The sequence below is a fragment of the Paenibacillus sp. FSL H3-0321 genome (assembly GCF_038002865.1).
Lineage (GTDB): Bacteria > Bacillota > Bacilli > Paenibacillales > Paenibacillaceae > Paenibacillus_AQ.
This window is the reverse complement of sequence record NZ_JBBODH010000001.1, coordinates 2,946,128-2,965,615: the sequence shown is the minus strand read 5'-3', so window position 1 is coordinate 2,965,615 and position 19,488 is coordinate 2,946,128. Positions and strand designations below refer to the sequence as shown.

The 19,488-nt window shown below is 51.9% G+C and carries 10 protein-coding genes and 1 pseudogene; 9 read left to right on the top strand and 2 right to left on the bottom strand.

Annotation, left to right across the window (positions count from 1 at the left end; genetic code table 11):
• Positions 1 to 13 precede the first annotated feature (13 nt).
• Both MHI45_RS12990 and arfA read left to right on the top strand, forming a co-directional pair.
• Entirely contained in the window at positions 14 to 238 is a 225-nt protein-coding gene (locus tag MHI45_RS12990) for a DUF6199 family natural product biosynthesis protein (RefSeq protein ID WP_052092303.1), read from the top strand.
• A gap of 216 nt (positions 239 to 454) precedes the next feature.
• Positions 455 to 1,972 (top strand): arabinosylfuranosidase ArfA, encoded by a 1,518-nt coding sequence (arfA, locus tag MHI45_RS12985; protein WP_341119100.1) that lies wholly within the window; start codon positions 455 to 457, stop codon positions 1,970 to 1,972.
• On the opposite strand, the gene MHI45_RS12980 is transcribed toward arfA, so the two are convergent.
• Positions 1,969 to 2,859: a helix-turn-helix transcriptional regulator gene (locus MHI45_RS12980; RefSeq protein WP_038596270.1), complete on the bottom strand. Its 891-nt coding sequence runs from the start codon at positions 2,857 to 2,859 to the stop codon at positions 1,969 to 1,971. The genes arfA and MHI45_RS12980 overlap by 4 nt on opposite strands.
• A 174-nt stretch (positions 2,860 to 3,033) precedes the next feature.
• On the opposite strand from MHI45_RS12980, the gene MHI45_RS12975 reads away from it, so the two are divergent.
• The 7 genes and pseudogenes from MHI45_RS12975 (at position 3,034) to MHI45_RS12945 (ending at position 16,773) form a co-directional block, all read left to right on the top strand.
• Complete coding sequence (locus MHI45_RS12975) at positions 3,034 to 4,395, top strand: ABC transporter substrate-binding protein (protein WP_341119099.1); 1,362 nt, start codon at positions 3,034 to 3,036, stop codon at positions 4,393 to 4,395.
• Between the two features lie 147 nt (positions 4,396 to 4,542).
• Entirely contained in the window at positions 4,543 to 5,466 is a 924-nt protein-coding gene (locus MHI45_RS12970; RefSeq protein WP_038596266.1) for a carbohydrate ABC transporter permease, read from the top strand.
• Between the two features lie 3 nt (positions 5,467 to 5,469).
• Positions 5,470 to 6,327, top strand: coding sequence for a carbohydrate ABC transporter permease (locus MHI45_RS12965; RefSeq protein ID WP_052092302.1), 858 nt, complete (start codon positions 5,470 to 5,472; stop codon positions 6,325 to 6,327).
• Between the two features lie 50 nt (positions 6,328 to 6,377).
• Positions 6,378 to 8,339: a glycoside hydrolase family 127 protein gene (locus MHI45_RS12960; protein ID WP_038596265.1), complete on the top strand. Its 1,962-nt coding sequence runs from the start codon at positions 6,378 to 6,380 to the stop codon at positions 8,337 to 8,339.
• A 169-nt stretch (positions 8,340 to 8,508) separates the two neighbouring features.
• A pseudogene (locus MHI45_RS12955) lies at positions 8,509 to 12,411 on the top strand (DUF5695 domain-containing protein); the annotation flags it as partial.
• Positions 12,385 to 15,006, top strand: a complete 2,622-nt coding sequence (locus tag MHI45_RS12950) for an Ig-like domain-containing protein (RefSeq protein WP_341119157.1) — start codon at positions 12,385 to 12,387, stop codon at positions 15,004 to 15,006. The pseudogene MHI45_RS12955 and the gene MHI45_RS12950, both read left to right, overlap by 27 nt.
• A 1,017-nt stretch (positions 15,007 to 16,023) precedes the next feature.
• Positions 16,024 to 16,773 (top strand): hypothetical protein, encoded by a 750-nt coding sequence (locus MHI45_RS12945; protein ID WP_341119098.1) that lies wholly within the window; start codon positions 16,024 to 16,026, stop codon positions 16,771 to 16,773.
• 246 nt (positions 16,774 to 17,019) lie between these two features.
• Here the strand turns inward: MHI45_RS12945 and MHI45_RS12940 are convergent, their stop codons facing one another.
• The gene (locus MHI45_RS12940) at positions 17,020 to 19,353 is read right to left on the bottom strand and encodes a helix-turn-helix domain-containing protein (RefSeq protein ID WP_038596261.1); all 2,334 of its coding nucleotides are present in this window, start codon (positions 19,351 to 19,353) and stop codon (positions 17,020 to 17,022) included.
• Positions 19,354 to 19,488 lie beyond the last annotated feature (135 nt).

Below are 19,488 nucleotides of genomic sequence, written 5' to 3'. Positions count from 1 at the left end.
AGGGGCTGATCATATGATTACCGGAATTGTCATCATGATACTCGGACTCACCACTGTAGCGTTCGGGATATATATCCGTAAGAATCCGGCAAGTGGATGGCGGATGAATGTGGGATGGAAAGTGAAAGGGGATTCCGATCCCAGCGACTCCTATCTGGAATCGGTTAAATTTTCCGGAACCATTGCCATAAGTGTGGGTGCGCTTTTTACGATATTAGGAATCTTACCGTTGCTGTAAATACAGTAAACCTTGATTGGCGAAATGCCTTTCAAGGTTTTTTTGTCGTTGTAGGGTCTGCTGCCTGTCTCTTATTTATGCTTCCTAAAGGTTGAGAATTTATAAAAACAGATTCAATATCCTGGTATTAATAGCAGTGGAAGTGCAAGTAAAATAGAAAAGGAGACGCTTACTTCATAAGTTGAAAATATTGAAATAGGGGAGGAGATCCACAAGATGGAAATTCAACAAAAAGCTAAGATGACTATTGATAAAGCATATATTCTAGCCGAGGCCGATCCCCGGCTATACAGCTCGTTTATCGAGCATTTAGGGAGGGCTGTATATAGGGGAATCTACGAGCCGGGGCATCCGCAGGCTGACGAAAGAGGATTCCGCCAGGATGTGGCCGGTCTGATCCGGGAAATTGGTGTGCCGATGATCCGTTATCCCGGGGGGAATTTTGTATCCGGTTACAATTGGGAGGACGGTGTCGGTCCTGCTGCTTCGCGTCCGCGGAGGCTGGATCTGGCCTGGAGAACAGTGGAGACCAATGAAGTGGGGACCAATGAATTTATCCGCTGGGCAAAAGAATTAAATGCCGAGGTGATGATGGCTGTCAACCTCGGAACCAGAGGGGTCGATGCCGCCCGCAACCTGCTGGAATACTGTAATCATCCTTCCGGCAGCTATTATAGCGATCTGCGCATTTCGCATGGCTATTCTCAGCCCCACGGCATCAAGACCTGGTGCCTAGGCAATGAAATGGACGGCCCGTGGCAGATTGGGCAGAAGACGGCAGAGGAATACGGACGGCTTGCCGCCGAGACAGCAAAAGCGATGCGGCTGGTCGATCCTTCGATTGAACTTGTGGCTTGCGGAAGTTCGTTCCGGTCCATGCCCACCTATGCGCAGTGGGAAGCAGCTGTACTGGATCATACCTATGAGCAGGTAGATTATCTGTCACTGCATACCTATTACGGCAATGCGGAGAATGATACAGCGAACTATCTGGCCAAATCACTGGATATGGACTTGTTCATCAAGGAAATTGTCGCTGTGTGCGACTATATCAAGGCAAAGAAGCGCAGCAAGAAGACGTTGAATCTTTCCTTCGATGAATGGAACGTATGGTTTCATACTCTGGAGACCGACAAGGAAATAACACCGTGGCAGGTGGCTCCGGCACAGCTTGAAGACTGCTACACCTTCGAGGATGCACTGATGGTCGGCAGCATGCTGATTACGCTGCTGAATCATGCTGACCGCGTTAAGATTGCCTGTCTGGCCCAATTGGTCAACGCCATCGCGCCGATCATGACCGAAACCGGGGGCGCAGCCTGGAGGCAGAGTATTTTCTATCCTTACATGCACACTTCCCTGTACGGCAGAGGGACCGTATTACGGCCGGTGATTACTTCTCCGCTGTACGACAGCAAGGATTACACTGATGTGCCGCTGCTAGACTCCGCCGTGGTATGGAATGAGGCGGAAGGGGAACTGGTGATCTTCGCTCTGAACAGAAGTCTGCAGGAGAGTCTGCTGCTGGAATGTGATGTGCGCGGATTCTTGAATTACCGGGTAGAAGAGCATCTCGTGCTTGAGCATGACGATGTGAAAGCAGTCAATACCGTATCTGATCCGTACGCCGTGGCACCGCACAGCCGGGGGGAATCGTCGGTGTCGGAAGGCAGGCTGACAGCTGTTTTGTCCAGGCTGTCGTGGAATGTCATCCGGCTGCGTCAAAAGGATTAGCGTTCCCGGATGAACTTTCTGCGGAAGCCGGATGGAGAGAGCCCCTCTTTCTTGGAGAAGCAGGAGGAATAGTGGGAGACATGGTGAAATCCGACCTCTTCGGCGATGCGGGCAACAGACCAGGAAGTTTGCAGCAGTAGACGCTTGGACTGCTCCAGGCGATAGTTCTGCAGATAAGCCATCGGGGTCATTCCATAGACCTTCAGCATGCTTTTGGCCAAGTAGTTGGGATGATAATTCAGTTCCTTCTGCAGCATGGAGTTGGTGATGCCGGACGTGTAATTGTGGCGGATGAACAGCTCAATTTTCTCCGCGAGCTGAATGGCGGTCGCATCGGAGGGAGAGGCCAGATCGCGGTCCAGATGCTGCAGGAACAGCTGGAAGGAAGCCTGGCGCTTCCAGTTGCGCATGGACTGCGGCTCATGCTCCTGCTCAAAGAACATGTCCAGCACCTCCATTGCTTTTCCGGTGATCTTCATCGTCTTGGGAATAAAGATGGAACAGACATCGGCATGATTCAGGTAGGCCTTCTGCTTGTGGCTTTCGATCAGCTCTGCCTGATTGTCCAGACATTCATCCATGCTGAGGCATTCCTTCCAGCTGCCGAAGGTCTGGAAATGAATCCAGATAATCTTGGTGTCACAGGTACAGGGAGCGGAGCCGTAATGATAGCCGTCCGGCCGGAGAATAAGAATTTCTCCTTCCCGCAGTTCCCAGGTTGTGTCGTCTTCGCCAATAGGAAGAAGCCCTTTCAGAACGACGATCAGGTCGAATACGCCGATACAGTTGCGGTTGATGTGAACATCTCCGGCGGTGTAGGTGGCATGTCCGCAGTCCACGAAATAAGGAATGGGCGGCGAGATGAAATGAAGAATGGGTGAATTCATATAAAATTCCTCCAAGCAGGTTGAAATGGTGAAAAATGAGGTTGAATTCGTTTGTTTTTTTTCATAATACAACATGTATTATTATAAATAAAGCGCTTACTTGAAGGTTGGAATTGTATAACAGGCTTATCCCCTTAACTGGGCTAAGTATAAATCATTCAAGGAGGAAGTTGAATGAAAAAAGCATTTTTTTGCACGACGGTATTATTGTTGATTCTGGTCATGGGGCTCAGCGGCTGCGGCGGAGGGAACGGAAATAAAGAGACATCTCCGTCCAATCAACCGGCGCAGGACAACAGCAACAGCAAGAAGAGCGAGGGCAGTCAGAAAGAAAATACCGGAGGGGAAGCGCAAAAGGTGGTGTTCTGGACCTTTGTCGATGCACACCAGAAATTCTATGAGAGCATGGCGGCAAGCTGGAATGAGAGCCATCCGGACAAGGCAATTGAGCTGGAGGCAACGACCATTCCTTATGACGACATGCACACCAAGCTGCTGGTAGCGCTGCAATCAGGTGTAGGCGCACCGGATCTGGTAGATATCGAGCAGAGCAAATTCCCGAACTTTATGAAGGGCACACCGCAGCTCGTATCTCTGAACGATATCGTGGAGCCGGAGCTTGGCAACATTGTGAAATCCAGAGTCGAGATTTACAGCAAGGATAATACGTATTACGGCATTGATTATCATGTAGGTGCGACCGTCATGTATTACAACAAGGAAATGCTTGATAAGGCTGGAGTGAACCCGGATAACATCAAGACCTGGGCCGAGTTCGAGACGGCAGGCAAGCAGGTATTGGAGAAAACCGGCAAACCAATGATCACCTTCGAAGGCAACGGTAACTGGTCCTGGTGGCCTGCCATCAGCCAGCAGGGTTCAGATCAGGTGGACGCTGACGGCAATGTTACTGTGGACACACCAGTCAATGTGAAGACTATGGAATTCTTCCAGAAGCTGGTGAAGGAAGGTGTGGCGGCGGTTGCGCCGGGAGCAGGCCATGATACGGAGGAATACTTCGGCTATATGGATTCGGGCAGCGCGGCGTCGGTCTTTATGCCTTTCTGGTTCATGAACCGTTTCACCGACCATATCCCTGATCTGAAAGGCAAAATCATCATCCGGCCGATGCCGGCCTGGGAGGAAGGCGGCAACCGTTCGGCAGGCATGGGCGGAACGGCCACTTCCATTACCAATCAGGCCAAAAATCCGGACCTGATCAAGGAATTCCTGGCTTACGCCAAACTGTCCAAGGAAGGCAATCTTCAGGTCTGGAAGCAGCTCGGATTCGATCCGATCCGTACGGATGTATGGAGTGATCCGGCCATGAAGGAATCCAATAAGTTCACCGATTATTTCGGCACGGATATCTTTGATACGCTGCTCAGCGTCAAGGATGAAATTGCTCCGGTCCATATCCGCGAGAAGTCGCCGGAGGTGTTCGATGCGGTCCGCAACAAGGCGATGCCGGAAATCTTCATCAACATGAAGGACCCGGCACAAGTGCTCAAGGATGTGCAGGCCAGCTTGAAATAACGGGGAGGCTGATGGAGGGAAGTCCTGGCTGTGACAGGGCAGCAGGGAGTATGCCCCTGCTGCGGCAACAGGCTTGCCGGGACTTCCGCTGTCAGCCCGCCCGTCTTTATATTCCGCTACATTTTGAAATAGAGTGGAGGCATCGTTATGCAGATACAAAGAGAGCTCGGCCATAACGTCAAGCGAGGTTACCGACTGGGCAATTCGCAAAAAATAGCACCCTATGTGTTTGTGCTGCCGTTTCTATTGTCCTTTGCTGTCTTTTTTGCCTATCCTCTAATCAATGCCGGGGTGATGAGCTTTCAGGAGGTTCTCCCGGGGGAGGTATCCTTTGTCGGGCTGGAGAACTACCGCGGCCTGTGGAATGAGGATTTCGGTGCAGCACTCTACAACAGCAGCCGTTATACGATCTGGACGCTGCTGTTGCTGATTCCCGTACCGATGGTGCTCGCCGTATTCCTGAATTCCAAGAAAATGCTGTTCAGCAATTTTTTCAGATCTACTCTGTTCATCCCGGCGCTTACTTCTGTAGTTGTAGCTGGTGTAATCTTCCGTCTGATCTTCGGCGAACTGGACGGCGCATTGATGAATACCGTGCTGCATGCCTTTGGAATCCCCAGCCAGCGCTGGCTGTACAGCTCCAGCCTGGGGATGTTTGCGCTTCTGGTGCTTGCCGGCTGGCGCTGGATCGGGATTAATATTTTGTATTTCCTGTCCGCACTGCAGAGCATTCCCGGAGAATTGTATGAAGCGGCCGAGATTGACGGCGCGGGTACGATGCGCAAATTCATCCGGATCACTGTTCCTTTGCTGAAGCCGATCACGATTTATGTTGTGACGATCACCATCTACGGCGGCTATTCCATGTTCACGGAGAGCTATATGCTGTGGGCAGGCAAACCGTCTCCGCAGAATATTGGCTTAACCATTGTCGGCTATATTTATCAGCAGGGCTTTCAATATTTCAATCTCGGTTTCGGTTCGGCCATTGGCATCACCCTGCTGGCCATTACGCTGCTGGTGAGTCTGGTGCAATTAACGCTGACCGGTATGTTCAGGAAGGAGGATTAATTCATGCGGACCCCATCCAAATTTAAGCTTACCCCCTCCTCTCTGCTGCTGGTGATCCTGTTTGTCATCCTGGCTGCACTAATGCTGTTTCCATTATATGCGTTGTTTCTGGCTTCGCTGAAGCCGGCGACCGAACTTTTCCGCTATGGTCTGAATGTCCGGCTGGACTTTGATCTGATGAGCTTTACCAACTACAAAAGCATTTTTTCGGGGGAAGGAGCCGCCGCCAATTATTTTGGGTGGTACAAGAACAGTTTGCTCATCAGCGTGCTGTTTACGCTGCTGAGCCTGCTGCTCTCCTCGATGGTCGGTTACGGCCTCGGGATGTACCGCTTCAAGGGGCGTAATCTGATTTTTACCCTGGTGCTTGTCGTGATGATGATCCCGGTGGAGATTATTCTGCTGCCGCTCTATAAATTAACGATTTCCCTGAAGCTGATCAATACCATTTGGGGCGTCATTCTGCCGTTTGTTGTCGCGCCGCTGCCGATTTTCTTCTTCCGCCAGTTTGCGCTGGGGCTTCCGAAGGATTTCATGGATGCGGGGAGAATCGACGGATGCTCGGAATACGGGATTTTCTTCAAAATCATGGTGCCGCTGATGGCCCCCGCCTTTGGAGCGATTACCATCCTGCAGGCCATGAACAGCTGGAATAATTTCCTGTGGCCGCTGATTGTGCTCCGCACGACAGAGCAATTCACCTTGCCGATCGGACTGGCCTCCTTCGTCTCCCCGCTTGGGAACAATTATGAAGCTCTGATCGCGGGCGCTGTGCTGGCTATTCTGCCGATTCTGCTGGTGTTCCTGTTCTTCCAGCGCTACTTCATGGAGGGGCTGACCGTCGGCGGAGTCAAAGGATAAGGTGCTATAGGCGGGAATGCCCCGCAGAAAAAGAGAGGAGAGCTCCATCAATGAATCAAACAGAGAGTGCCGCTAAGCGCAACATCCAAATCAACGATCCTTTCTGGTCTGAATATATCCGGCTCGTACGTGAGGTCATGGTTCCTTATCAGTGGGAAGCGCTGAATGACCGCATCGAAGGCGCGGAGCCGAGCCACGCGATCCGCAATTTCAAAATCGCCGCCGGGAGGGAGGAAGGCGAGTTCTACGGCATGGTTTTTCAGGACAGCGATGTGGCCAAATGGCTGGAAGCAGCAGCGTACCTGCTGGAGACGAAACGTGATCCGGCGCTGGAAGAAATTGCGGACGGGGTCATTGAGCTGATTGCCGAGGCTCAGCGGGGTGACGGCTACATCAATACGTATTTCATGCTCAAGGAGCCGGGCAGGGAGTGGAGCGATCTTGCGGAATGCCATGAGCTATACTGTGCAGGACATTTGATCGAAGCCGCGACGGCCTATTTCCGGGCTACGGGCAAAAGAAAGCTGCTGAACGCCGTCAGCCGGTTTGCCGATTATATTGACACGATATTCGGGACGGATCCGGGCAAGCTCCAGGGCTATGACGGGCACCAGGAGATTGAACTGGCGCTGGTAAAGCTGCACCAGGCTACGGGAAATGAGAAATATCTGCGGATGAGCAGCTACTTCCTCGGGCAGCGCGGCCGTAAGCCGCACTACTTTGAGGAGGAGTGGGAGAAGCGTGGAAGAACCCTGCATTTCCCGCAGCTCTCAATGGTGCATGACCACTCCTACAGCCAGTCCCATCTGCCGGTAAGGGAGCAGGACACAGCGGAAGGCCATGCCGTACGGCTGGTGTACATGTGCACCGCTATGGCCGATATCGCTGCCGCCACGCAGGATGCAGGCATGCTTGAGGCCTGCCGGAAGCTGTGGGACAACATCGTCAGCAAGCGGATGTACATCACAGGCGGCATAGGCTCCATGGAGCAAGGGGAGTCTTTCACCGCCGATTATGACCTGCCTGGGGATCTGGCTTATGCTGAGACATGCGCTTCGGTCGGGCTGATCTTTTTTGCCCGCCGCATGCTGCAGCTGCACCGCAGCAGCAGATACGCCGATGTGATCGAGCGTGCGCTCTACAATACGGTTATCAGCGGCATGTCCCTGGACGGGACCCGGTTTTTCTATGTGAATCCGCTGGAGGTCTATCCCGAGGTGCTTGGCCGGAATAAAAACTACAATCATGTCAAAGCCGAACGCCAAGGATGGTTCAGCTGTGCCTGCTGCCCGCCGAATGTTGCCCGCCTGCTTGCTTCGCTCGGTGAATATATCTACTCGGTGCAGGGAGACACCGTCTACACCGAGCTCTATATCGGCGGCCGGGTGGAGACCGTTGTGGCCGGCCAGCCGGTTGTGATCGAGCAGCACTCCCGTTATGCCCCGGAGGGGCGGGTGTGCTTTGAAGTGACGGCGCAGCAGCCCGTTACCTTCACACTGGCTCTGCGTCTGCCGGATTGGTGTGACGCTGTGGAGGTTGCGGCTGGAGGGACGTCCCGGATAATTACATCCGGTGACGACGATGGCTATATCCGCTTAACCCGCGAATGGCAGTCCGGCGATAAGGTGGAACTGGCCTTTACCATGCCGGTCAAACGGATGAAAGGACATCCGCTGATCCGCCAGACCTTCTCGAAGATCGCACTGCAGCGCGGGCCGTTCGTGTACTGCCTAGAGGAAGCCGACAATGGCAAAAGGCTGTATCAGCTCCGTCTGCCCGAGGAGAGTGAATTTACACTTTCGGAGGAAAGCGGATTCCCGGAAGGAGTGAAGACCCTTGCGGCTGACGGTACGCGCCTGACTCCGGCAGGAAGCTGGGACCGCGAGCTGTACCGCAGTGACTCTTCCTGGACGAGAGAGCAGGTCCGGCTGACCTTCATTCCGTATTTCGCCTGGGCCAACCGGGGCGTCGGGGAAATGTCCGTTTGGGTTGGGGAAGAAGCAAAGAAATAAATGCGTATAACAACCATAATTGATGATGTTCATTGATCTGGAATCTGCTCCGGGATGCGGCTGTGCCTGATTCCGCCTTTCCCGGAGAGGAGGTGAAGCCGTCCTTACCTGTATCCGCTGTAAGAAACGGGAATGTCCGTAATCTAAGAAGAAGGGGATGATGAAGAGCATGATATTCACGACTTCAGATAGAGTACAGCCGCGTTTTAGGAATAGAAGGATACTTACGGGGGCGGTCTTTGTGGCGCTGGCGGTAGTATCAGCAGTCCTTTTTCCGTCAAAGGCCGGCGCGTATGAGCTGACAAGTGACAAGCTGCTGGTTGAAACCGGGTCATACGGCGAAATCTCTTCGATTAAAATCAAAGGGGATTCCTTCCCGACCGAATATGTGATGAACAAGAAGGTGTCGCCTGAGCAAGATACAGCTGATCATCAGTGGATGGGTGAGCTGATCTTTACCTATCGCCTGGACGGCGGGGCTTGGATCAAAGCGTCGACTAACCAGTCGGAAGATGTCCGGAACATCATTAAAGAAGGCAATAAAGTCACAGTTACGTATGAGAACTCCGGGAATGCGGAAGGTATACGTAATTTCAAGCTGGTTGAGACCTACACACTGGAAGCGGATGGGCATCTGCAGTGGGATATTCATGTCGTTAACACCAGCGGAAAGCAGCTGGAGATCGGCGACTTCGGACTTCCGCTTCCTTTTAATGAGCAGTGGACCTATGGGGACGCCATTTATGAAACCCGTGTGGTCACCCACTCTTTTGTCGGCAACAACAGCTCCTATATTACAGCGGGCAGACCAAGCGGTATTGGCTCATACCTGATGCTGATGCCGGATTCCGCTACGGGGGCGGGGCTTGAATATCAGGACCGCTGGCGCAATGAGGAGCATCCGGGCAGCAAATGGGCCTGGAACCCCGATAACGAAGGCAAATGGATTGAGGGCCTGAACGTATTCTATATTCATTCCAATGTGATCAAATCTACGAACCGCGGTTATTTGCCGAATACCAGCCTGGTGTTGGCAGCGGGAGAAGCACAGGATTACGGGTTTAAGTGGTTTGCCGTTGCGAATGAGCAGGAGGCAAAGAATACGCTGTATGAGCAGGGACTGATAGATGTAACTGTTGTCCCGGGAATGGTCGTGCCAAGCAACCAGAAAGTGAAATTCGATCTGCGCACCAAGGCGGACATTCATAGTGTGATGCTGGATGACGGCACGGAAATTCCACTGCTTGCCCGCAAGGGCGGGGACCACCATATTTATGAATTCAGCCTGACGAAGCTCGGTCCGCAGCATGTTACCATAAATTATGGAAGCGGTCTCACAACAGTGCTGCAGTTCTACGGCATCGACGCGGTTGACCAGGCTCTGGAGGATCACGCGGCTTTTATGGTGCAAAGCACACAGTGGAATCTTCCGGGCGATCTTCGAGACAAAGTTTTTGACGACTGGATGATGAACACGAAATCGAAACGGAACAGCTTCAGCGGGTATTGGGGCTGGGGCGATGACTGGGGGCTGACACACGGACAGTTTTTGGCGGAAAAAAATGCCCTAACCCCTGTAGCATCGGAAATCACGGCGGTCGACGATTATCTTGAGACGGCAATCTGGACGAATCTGATGAACGGCCACCATGAGGATTACCTGATTCATGACTTCCTGATGGCGGAGCCGAACACAACACCGACTTACCGGGGATACGCCTACCCGCATATCTATAATACGTACTTCAGCATGTATAAAATTGCCGCGAACTATCCTGAGCTGGTCAACTATAAGCATCCCAAGGAGACTTACCTGCTGCGGGCCTATAATATTTTGAAGGCGCTGTACGAAGGGCCCGTATCCTACAACTGGGAAACCGGGCTTATGGGCGAATTGACGACTCCGGATATCATTCAGGCGCTTGAAGACGAGGGTTATATGGATGAGGCCAATGATGTCCGGGCCAAGATGCTGCGCAAATACAACAATTTTAAAAATACCAAATACCCGTACGGCTCGGAGTACAGCTATGACAATACCGGCGAGGAAGCCGTATATACGCTGGCCAAGATGCAGGGCGGCAACGAAACGGAGCAGGCCAAAGCGCTCGAGATGATGGGCAAAATCAACTCCAAGACACGGGCGTCCCGGGGCCAAATGCCGGTGTGGTATTACTATGCCGACCCGGTTACCATCACGGGTGAGAACTGGTGGAATTTCCAGTATAGCGCGTCCCTGGCAGGTTATGCTATGGATGATTGGATTCGCTATCACGCCGGGACGGGCCGGGAAGAAGAGCAGCGGCTGTCCTATGCCGCCAAGCTGGCTAATCTCAGTGCGATCAACTCCGGCCAGATCAGCGATGATCCGGCAAACTTCGGAGCTGCAGCCTGGACCTATCAGGCGGAGAAAGGCAATCAAGGCACGAATGGAACCGGCGGCGGCCGGAATGTTCCGCTGCTGAATGGCTGGAAGGGCATGACCGGTGAAGCCGATCTCGGACTGTTCGGCGCGCTTCAGATTCTCAGCGCGGATATTGCGGTCGATCCGATCTTTGGGGTAACCGGTTACGGGGCGGATGTCTCTGTCACGGATGCCGTCTATTACGATATTACGCCCACGGATGGCCTGTACAAACGGGTCAACCTGATTACCGAGAAGCTCTATATCGAGCTGGACAAAGATCAGTTTACGGCAGCCAAACTGTCCATGAAGAAGGACTATGCCAGTTTCAATCTGCGCAATTTGACGCCGGGCAAGGCGCATGAAACAACGATTGCCTTCAGCGGCTTGAAAAAAGGTGCCTACCTCATCCGTATAGACGGTGAGCCGGCTGGCAAACTGAATGCCTTCGGCGATGAAGTTAAGCTGACCGTTGAAGCGGGTCCGGCTGTTGCCTACACTGTAGAGCTGAGCGGGACGGAGCCTGACGACAATCAAGCTCCGGCTGTTAATGCGGGGGAGGACTTCACATACACCTTGCGGGTGGATGATGCCGTGCTTCGCGGCCAGGCTAAGGACGACGGCTTGCCGGAGGGCAAGCTGACCTCCGAATGGACACTGCTGTCCGGGCCAACCGGCGGCGAGGCAACATTCGGCAACAGCAAAGCGCTGTTCACCTCGCTTGCGGTTACAGAGCCGGGAATCTACGTGTTCAAGCTGACCGTAAGCGATTCGGAGATTGAGCACAGCGATACGGTTAAGGTTGAAGCTGCTGCTGCACCGCCGCTAGCGGAGCTGCTGGCGCATTATACCTTTGACGAAACCGAAGGAACGGCAGTCTCCGATGCCACCGGCGGGGGTTATGACGCCAATGTGCTCGGCTCGGCAGTCTGGACTCCTGGTAAAATCAATCATGCCCTGGATTTGAGCGGGCAGGAAGGTTATGTGAAAATGCCAGAGGGATTGCTGAGCCGTGCCGATGAAGTTACGATTTCCGCCTGGGTGAAGGCGGACACGATCGGCACTTATTCACGGATCTTCGATTTTGGCACCGGAACGGGCACCTATATGTTCCTGTCGCCCAAAGCAGGCTCCATCACCCGGTTTGCCATTACTACCGGCGGCAATGCAGCCGGACGGGAGCAGGTCATTGATGCGCCTGCACTGCCTGCCGGCGAGTGGAAACATGTGGCCGTGACGCTCACGGGTTCTCAGGGTGTCCTGTATATCGACGGTGTGGAGGCAGGTAGAAATGACCACATGACGCTCCGGCCTTCCGACCTTGGCAAGACCAAAAATAATTACATCGGCAAATCACAATTCGCAGATCCGTATTTTGACGGTCTGGTTGACGACTTCCGCATTTACAGCAGAGCCCTTAGTGCTGCCGAAATTGCTGCTCTAATCGCCCCTGCCGGAAACATTGTTTCGGTTGAGGACGCCATCCTGACTACTCCGGCTCAGGAGGCGCCGAAGCTTCCGGCAACGGTCAAGGCGACACTGGAGGACGGCAGTGTGTCCGAGGTTCCGGTACAATGGGAGCCGGTAGATCCCAGTCTGTATGACAAGGAAGGCAGCCTATTCACGGTGAATGGAACTGTTGTGGGCACGGAAACGAAAGTCCGGGCTCATGTAACAGTGACGAAACGGGTTATTGCTCCCTTCCCGGAGCTTGCACTCCGCTATACCTTTGATGAAGGTCAGGGAATTACGGTTCAAGACGTTTCGGGAAGCGGGCGTGATGGAACACTTCACGGCTCGCCCGATTGGAGTGGACAGGGACACAAGAACCAGGCGCTCATCTTCAGCGGAACAAGCGGCAACTTTGTCCATGCGGGCAACGATCCGGAGCTACAGCCGGGCAGCCTGACGTTGTCCTACTGGATCAAGCGCACTGGCACCATGAATGACAAGGAGAATGTGCTGTTATGGTTCAAACCGGAGGGCAGCTTTGCCGGCAACGGATTTTTTGTCACCTACAACGGCAATTCCAGCATTGTATTCGTTGACGGAGCTAACGGCTTCTATGTGAAGCAGTCGCCGGAGGAGTTTCTGCCGCTGAATGAGTGGACGCATATTGTCTTTACCTTTGATGCGGCAACCAAGAGCGGGATGATTTACAGAAACGGAGTGGCCCAGCAGGTCGACCTGGAAGGCTCGCCGCAGTCGATCACGGCAACCAATGATGCCAAGAAGATCGGCGTCTCCGGCTATGGAGACGGCGCGCAGCTGAATGCCGGACTTGATGATTTCCGGATTTACAACGGAGCCATGAACGCATCGCAAGTGAAAGCCATATACGATGACAAGGACATCCAGAGCGTGGGCCGTATCGGTGTAACGACTGCTGCGGGGGTATCCCCTGTCCTGCCGGAAATGATTCCGGTGGTATACGAGAATGGAAGCGAGGGAACCGCAGCAGTGAGCTGGGAGCAGGTGCTGCCGGAAACTTATGCCCAGCCTGGAGAATTTACAGTAGGCGGCAGAGTAGAAGGAACAGCGCTGCCAGCAGTGGCTGAGGTGATCGTAACGGAAGCGGCGGAGCGGAACATTGTGGCGCTGCAGAAGGTGCATATCAGCACACCTGCCGGAGTTGCCCCTTCCCTGCCCACGGTAGTGCAAGCTACTTACTCCGACAATACCAGCGGGGAGACTCCGGCCGTCTGGCAGAAGATAGATCCGGGACAGTATGCAGCACCAGGCACATTCACAGTAAACGGAGCTGCGGAAGGAACGGCACTGCCTGCGTTGGCGGAGGTGTCGGTGCTTGAGGCGGAAGCACCTGGGATTGTCAGTCTTGAGGCTGTGGAGGTAACCACAACGGTAGGCATTGCACCTGCATTGCCTTCGGTGGTGACGGCTGTATACAGCGACAAGTCAATATCAGCAGTGCCAGTCGTCTGGCAGAGGATCGCACCGCAGCAATATGCAAATACCGGCAGCTTTATTGTGAACGGCACGGTGGAGGGGACGGGTGTGGCAGCCAAGGCAACAGTTACCGTAATTGGGGCTGCCCCAACGCCAACACCAGCACCGAACCCGACGCCAGCCCCGACCCTGGTGCCAACTCCGTCAGCCAGTGCGGGGACGGTCGGCATGAAGACACAAACGGTTGGTGAGGACATCTTCACCAAGAATCAGGGAGCCTCCAACGTCGAGGTGACTCTGAATGATGGAAAAACGGAGGCATTACTGCCCGTGAACGCCGGAGTACTGCTTGGCACGAGATCGCTTATCGTTAAGGACGGAGAGGCCTCGCTGGTCATTCCTGCTTCCGTACTGGTTGAACTCAGTGCAAGATTGCCGGAAAACGAACGGAAGGGCGCGGCCCTCGTGGTCACTCTCACTCCGGTTACATCGGGAACAATCCCGTCAGGCAGTGGCAGCGGGATCTACCGGCAGGAAGGTGCAGCCTATGAGTTTGGCCTTCTCCTGCGTAAGGGGGATGGAGCGGAGCTGGTCTTGTCTGCCTTCCCGCAGCCTGTACGCGCGGAGCTTCCATATTCCGCTGCGATATCAAATGATGAACTGTTGGGTGTGTATGTAAAGGAGAAGCCAAGCTCTCTGTGGGGTTATGCAGGAGGAAGTATAGATAGCACCCGCAATAAGGCTGTTATTATGCTGAATCATTTCAGTACCTACGCGGTGTTCTCCTACGATAAGACGTTCACGGATGTCGCATCCACCCATTGGGTTTACGCTGCGCTGAAGTCGCTTAGCGCAAAGCATGTAGTCACAGGTGTGACGGATAATCTATTTTCTCCAGGAGGAACGGCAACACGGGCTGAATTTACAGCGATGCTGGCCCGGATGCTTAATCTGAAGAGTGCCGGTGGGGAGCTTCCATTCTCTGATATTAACTCGGGCAACTGGTATGCCGAATCCGTAGCAGCCGCTTATCAGGCGGGGCTGGTACAGGGCGTAACGGCAACAGCCTTTTCACCCGATGCGGAGATTACCCGTGAGCAAATGGCTGTACTGCTGGTCAAAGCCTATGAATACAAGCTGGGCCGGGCAGCAGCTTCCGGTGAACCGCTAAGGATGGTTGATGCAGTTCAGGTGTCAGACTGGGCTAAAGCGCAGGTAGCACAGGCGCTAGCATCCGGCATTATGCAAGGGGCTCCGGATGGCCGGTTTGATCCGCAGGGTTCCGCTAGCCGAGCACAAACTGTTCAGGCGCTTGCGAATTTACTGAGTGCTACGGACAAGAAGGGTGCTATGTGATTAAGCCCTGCTAAGTCTCCGCTGCGAATGAGTTAAACATGATACTACAGATAGTTTGATTATGGGAAGGCCATTCTTCGGAGTCCGAAAGGACTCTGGGGAATGGCTTTGTTTTAAATATAAGCATTTATATGCTTCACGCTATAAATTATCCTTCTATTTCTCGCTGAAACCTATACCGTCCTTTTGAGGACGGCGAAGCCGTTTCCACTTGGTTGAAGTTACGCCTCCTTCTGAACACAGGATAAAATGATTAGATTTGAAACCACGCTGCGAATGGTTTAGACTTCTACGAAGCGGACTGCTATCATTAAACTGTTGAAAGACCATAAGAAAGCCACTCTGCCTCTGGAATGAAAGCTTCGCACCGCTATAAATGTATTTCCTGCAACTATATCAGGCCGAATCTGCTTTTTTTGAGAGATAGATGCAGTTTGTGCAATTAAAAAATAGTTTTGTGTGTTTTTAGCTAGATTTGGTTCATATAAGTGTATGGAGTGCAACTAACCTCCCCAAAGCAGCGAAACGGTCGGTTTTAGCTGTACAAAATACAACTATATAGATTGAACTAAAAACTTGAGATATAGGAAAGGAGCAACGGAGGGGGATTTTGGAACTGGTGGAACGGTAGTGTCCGTCTGAAAGCTTTCTGAAGGAAAGCTAGCATCGAAAGCATAAGCAGTCTTCGGATTTCTACCGCTAAATAGCGGTTAAAATCAAGAAATTCTTACGACAACAGCGACCGGAAGTCCAAATATTCACCGTAGTTGCGACTGATCCTGTACTCTAAAACCACAAGTTCAATCTATATAGTTTGCCCGGTAGAAGAACTATTCTGGCGGATGAATACTGGATAACTTGCTGATTTGCTGACTTGCCGACTTGTCAGGATAAAGGAAAAAGAGGTGCAACTGAAGGAGAGCTTTTGGTGGGGCGGATATGAGGACTGATTAGAATGAACGCATATCGCATATACAGCATCATAAAAAGACGAAAAAGAAGAATGGAGGCGCGGCATTGAACTTAAGACAACAGCAGCAATCGATGCTGCCCTCGTTAGGGCGGCGCAGACGTTACTTTGTGGTTCTGATGATTTCGATGCTTGTTCTGCTTACCGGCTGTGCCAGCGGTACGGCGCATATGACGGTGAAGAAGGATGGGAGTCTGGAGCTTGCGTTCAGCATTTTATTGGATTCCCGTGCGGAGGCGATGGTTGGCGGGAAGCTGGAGGATGTGCTGACCACCAGGCTGGAGGCTGCCGGAATTGAATTGAAGAAAAGCCAGAACGGTAAATCTACAGAATATCAATTCCTCAAAGCCTATGCTTCGCTGCAAGACCTGCAGGCAAACGCTGGCAAGCTGGACATTGTGGACGCGCAGGTTGAACAGGTTAATAATTGGCTGTACACCAAATACGATGTGGTAGCCCAGCCGAAGCTGAATGCCTATTCGGATGAAATCATTGACGGGATCGGAAGTTTGAGCGTGCCGAAATCTCTGGTCCGCATGCTGCTGCAGAACCTTGCGGTCGATTTTAAATTAACGCTTCCTTATGATTTGTATGGGGCCAACAATGCCGCCGAACAGGACGGAAATACGTTGACTTGGCATATTACAATGGCCGATTCGCAGCCGCTCGAGATGGTCGTTTACGTGCCAAACGTCAGGAATATCGTCATTGCCGGTGGCGGCGTAGTGCTAATCCTGGCAGTTGCCATCATTTGGTTCATAAGAGCAAGAAAAGCGCGCAAGCCCAAGAGTGCCTGAAAGTAACCCCGATAGGATCAACAACCTTTTGCTATTATCATCCAAAAGAGCCGTCAGCCTCAGCGTATACTGCTTGGGGTGTTGACGGCTTTTGTCAAAATATAAGAATGTATATGTTTCAAACGATAACTTATCCTTCTATTTCTCGCTGAAACGGTACCGTCCTTAAAAAGGACGGCAAAGCCGTTTCCACTTGTCTAAATCTGGCTGTTTAGGATTCATATCCGGCAGAGGATTCCCCGATGCTTATCCGGTCCCGCCTTGGGCCCTGGAACTAGCGTTGTCACGGTACTGCCCGGGGGTCATCCCTTCCTGCTTCCGGAAGGAGCGGATGAAATTCTGCGAATTGTTGTATCTGAGCCTTGCGGCAATGTCCTTGATCGGCATGTCGGTTTCTTCCAGCCATTTTTTGGCCATTTTGAACCGGTACATCGCCAGGTACTCACTGAAATAATATTGGGTCTCCTTACGGAAAACGCTGCTGAGATAGTTGGCGTTGTAATGAAGGCGTGAAGCGCACTCCTCCAGCGTAAGATCCTTGTCATAATCATGCTGGACAATATCAATGATTTTCTCTGAAATGTTGTGATATTGGGCATTTTGCCGGCTGTGAAAAATCCGGATCATCGGCAGAATAACCATACTCCAGAACCAGTCCTCGATTTCGGCTACAATGTGGAGGTCGGTCAGTTCTTCGAATAAGGAGCCGTTCACATGATAAATCTGGTTCAGGCTAATTCCCGATTCCTGCATCATAATGAGGATATTATTGAGCAGACGGGTCAGCGGAATCTGGTACTCCTGCGGGGACAGTCCCAGCGCAAAAATACATTTGAACAGCTTATGCAGCAGCTCCTTCGCTTTTTCAGTATCGGCCAGCTTGATGGCGTCCATCAGGTCATTTTCGGTATGCGAAGGATAGTTTAGGTTCAGATAATGTTTGCCGGAGTTGATGTTCTCGTATTGGATGATGATGCCTTTGCCGAGCGTAATCCGGTATTTCAGAGCTTCCAGGCCTTCTCTGTAGGCGATGGATATTTTATCAAAGGAATGGAAGGGCAGACTCAGGCCAATACTGACCTGCAGCTTCAGGTAGTTATTGATCTCCTGCTGCAGATTCTCTGTCAGTGAATAGAGCGACCGGTGAAAAGCTTCGGCATTGCCTTCCATGCTGCCAATCAAGGTCACCACGGCATGGTCCATAATGACAGGCGCAAGCCTGCTGTCCGGGGGAACCAGTTCCTCGATCATATTATGCGCGGCAAACAACAGCAGATGGAGATCCTTTTTCTCATAGCTGGTATCCTCAGAGAAGTCGATGCTCAACGTGATTACAGCCATCGTCTTCCATTCTTCCATCTGGGTGTGATAGCCATATTGCTCCAGCTCTTCGAACAGCTCGCGTTTTTTGACATTGCCCTGAAAGGCCTTGGTCAGGAAAAAGGTGCGGACCTGCCGGATATGCTGGCTGACCTCCTTCTCCAGCTGTGATTTGGACTGAAATAAATGATGCACCTGTTCGCCGATAAACTGAAACTCATCCGTATGCCTGGATTTGATTCCGGGTCTGCGCAGCCCCATCTGGTTGAGCAGTCTTTCGATCGGGCTGTACATGCGGCGGGAGCCGAGCCATGCGAACAGGATGGACAACAGCAGCATCACGGCACATACGTACAGGGTATAGGTTCCGATTTTGTTAGATTCCTTCGTCAAACTCTCAATGGAGGTGACCGAGAGATAGATCCAGCCGTTCAATTGGGAACGCAGGTAAGTGACGGAATAGTCCTTTTTGTCCATGACGGTTTTGAATTGTCCCGAAGGTTTATTAAGATCGGAGACGAGTGAAAGATCAGCAAAACCGCCCTTTTGCGCAGGCTCTCCGATCATCGAACGGTCCGGGTGAAGCAGTATGGTGCCGGACTCATTTAGCACAATAATGCTGTCCAGAGGATCTACTTCCGAGTTGATGAAGTCCTGCAGGCTGCAGGCCGGAATATTCGCCAGGGCAAGTCCGTATTTTTGCAGTTTGTTGGTCGGCAGCTTTTTAATCAGACTGATGCTGTAGTCGCAGCCCGTCACATTGATGCTCTCCTCACTGTAGAACAGCGAGGAAGGGTTCAGCACCCAGGAGGTGTTGTCGGGCACATTCATCAGATTGGAGAGCTGCTCATAGTTCTTGTATTCGTTCAGGCGGTAGAGGCCGGAGTTTTTGATCATCCAATTTTGCCGTTGATTTAACAGGATCACATCTTCGAGCTTTGTATCAAAGGATTGCATATTGCGGATTTCGTTTCTTAAGTCATTATATAAAATGAAATCGGTTACATTTAACGGGTTATTTAGTGCTTTTTTTAATACCGAAGAATTCACAACCTGGTTTAAGGTTTGGTTGACAGTAGTCAGCTTATGCTCTACATTTGAGTTAATTTGTAAAATAAGTTCCATTTTGCTTTTGTTAACATTTTTTTGAATTTCGCTGGAGGATGTGAGATAGGAGAAAGAGCCAATGAACACCACAGGCAGCGTACTGATGACAAAGGCGAATAAAGTTAATTTACTCAGGAAGCTTAAGTGTTTCACTGGATTTCAGCACCTTTACTTGGGTAGTAGCAACCGCCTCATTTAAGTGTATTCATCAGCTTGGATAATAACAATAATCATCTGGTGCCGCAATAATCATTATCTCTAATTATTACTTTGGATAGAAGATTATTC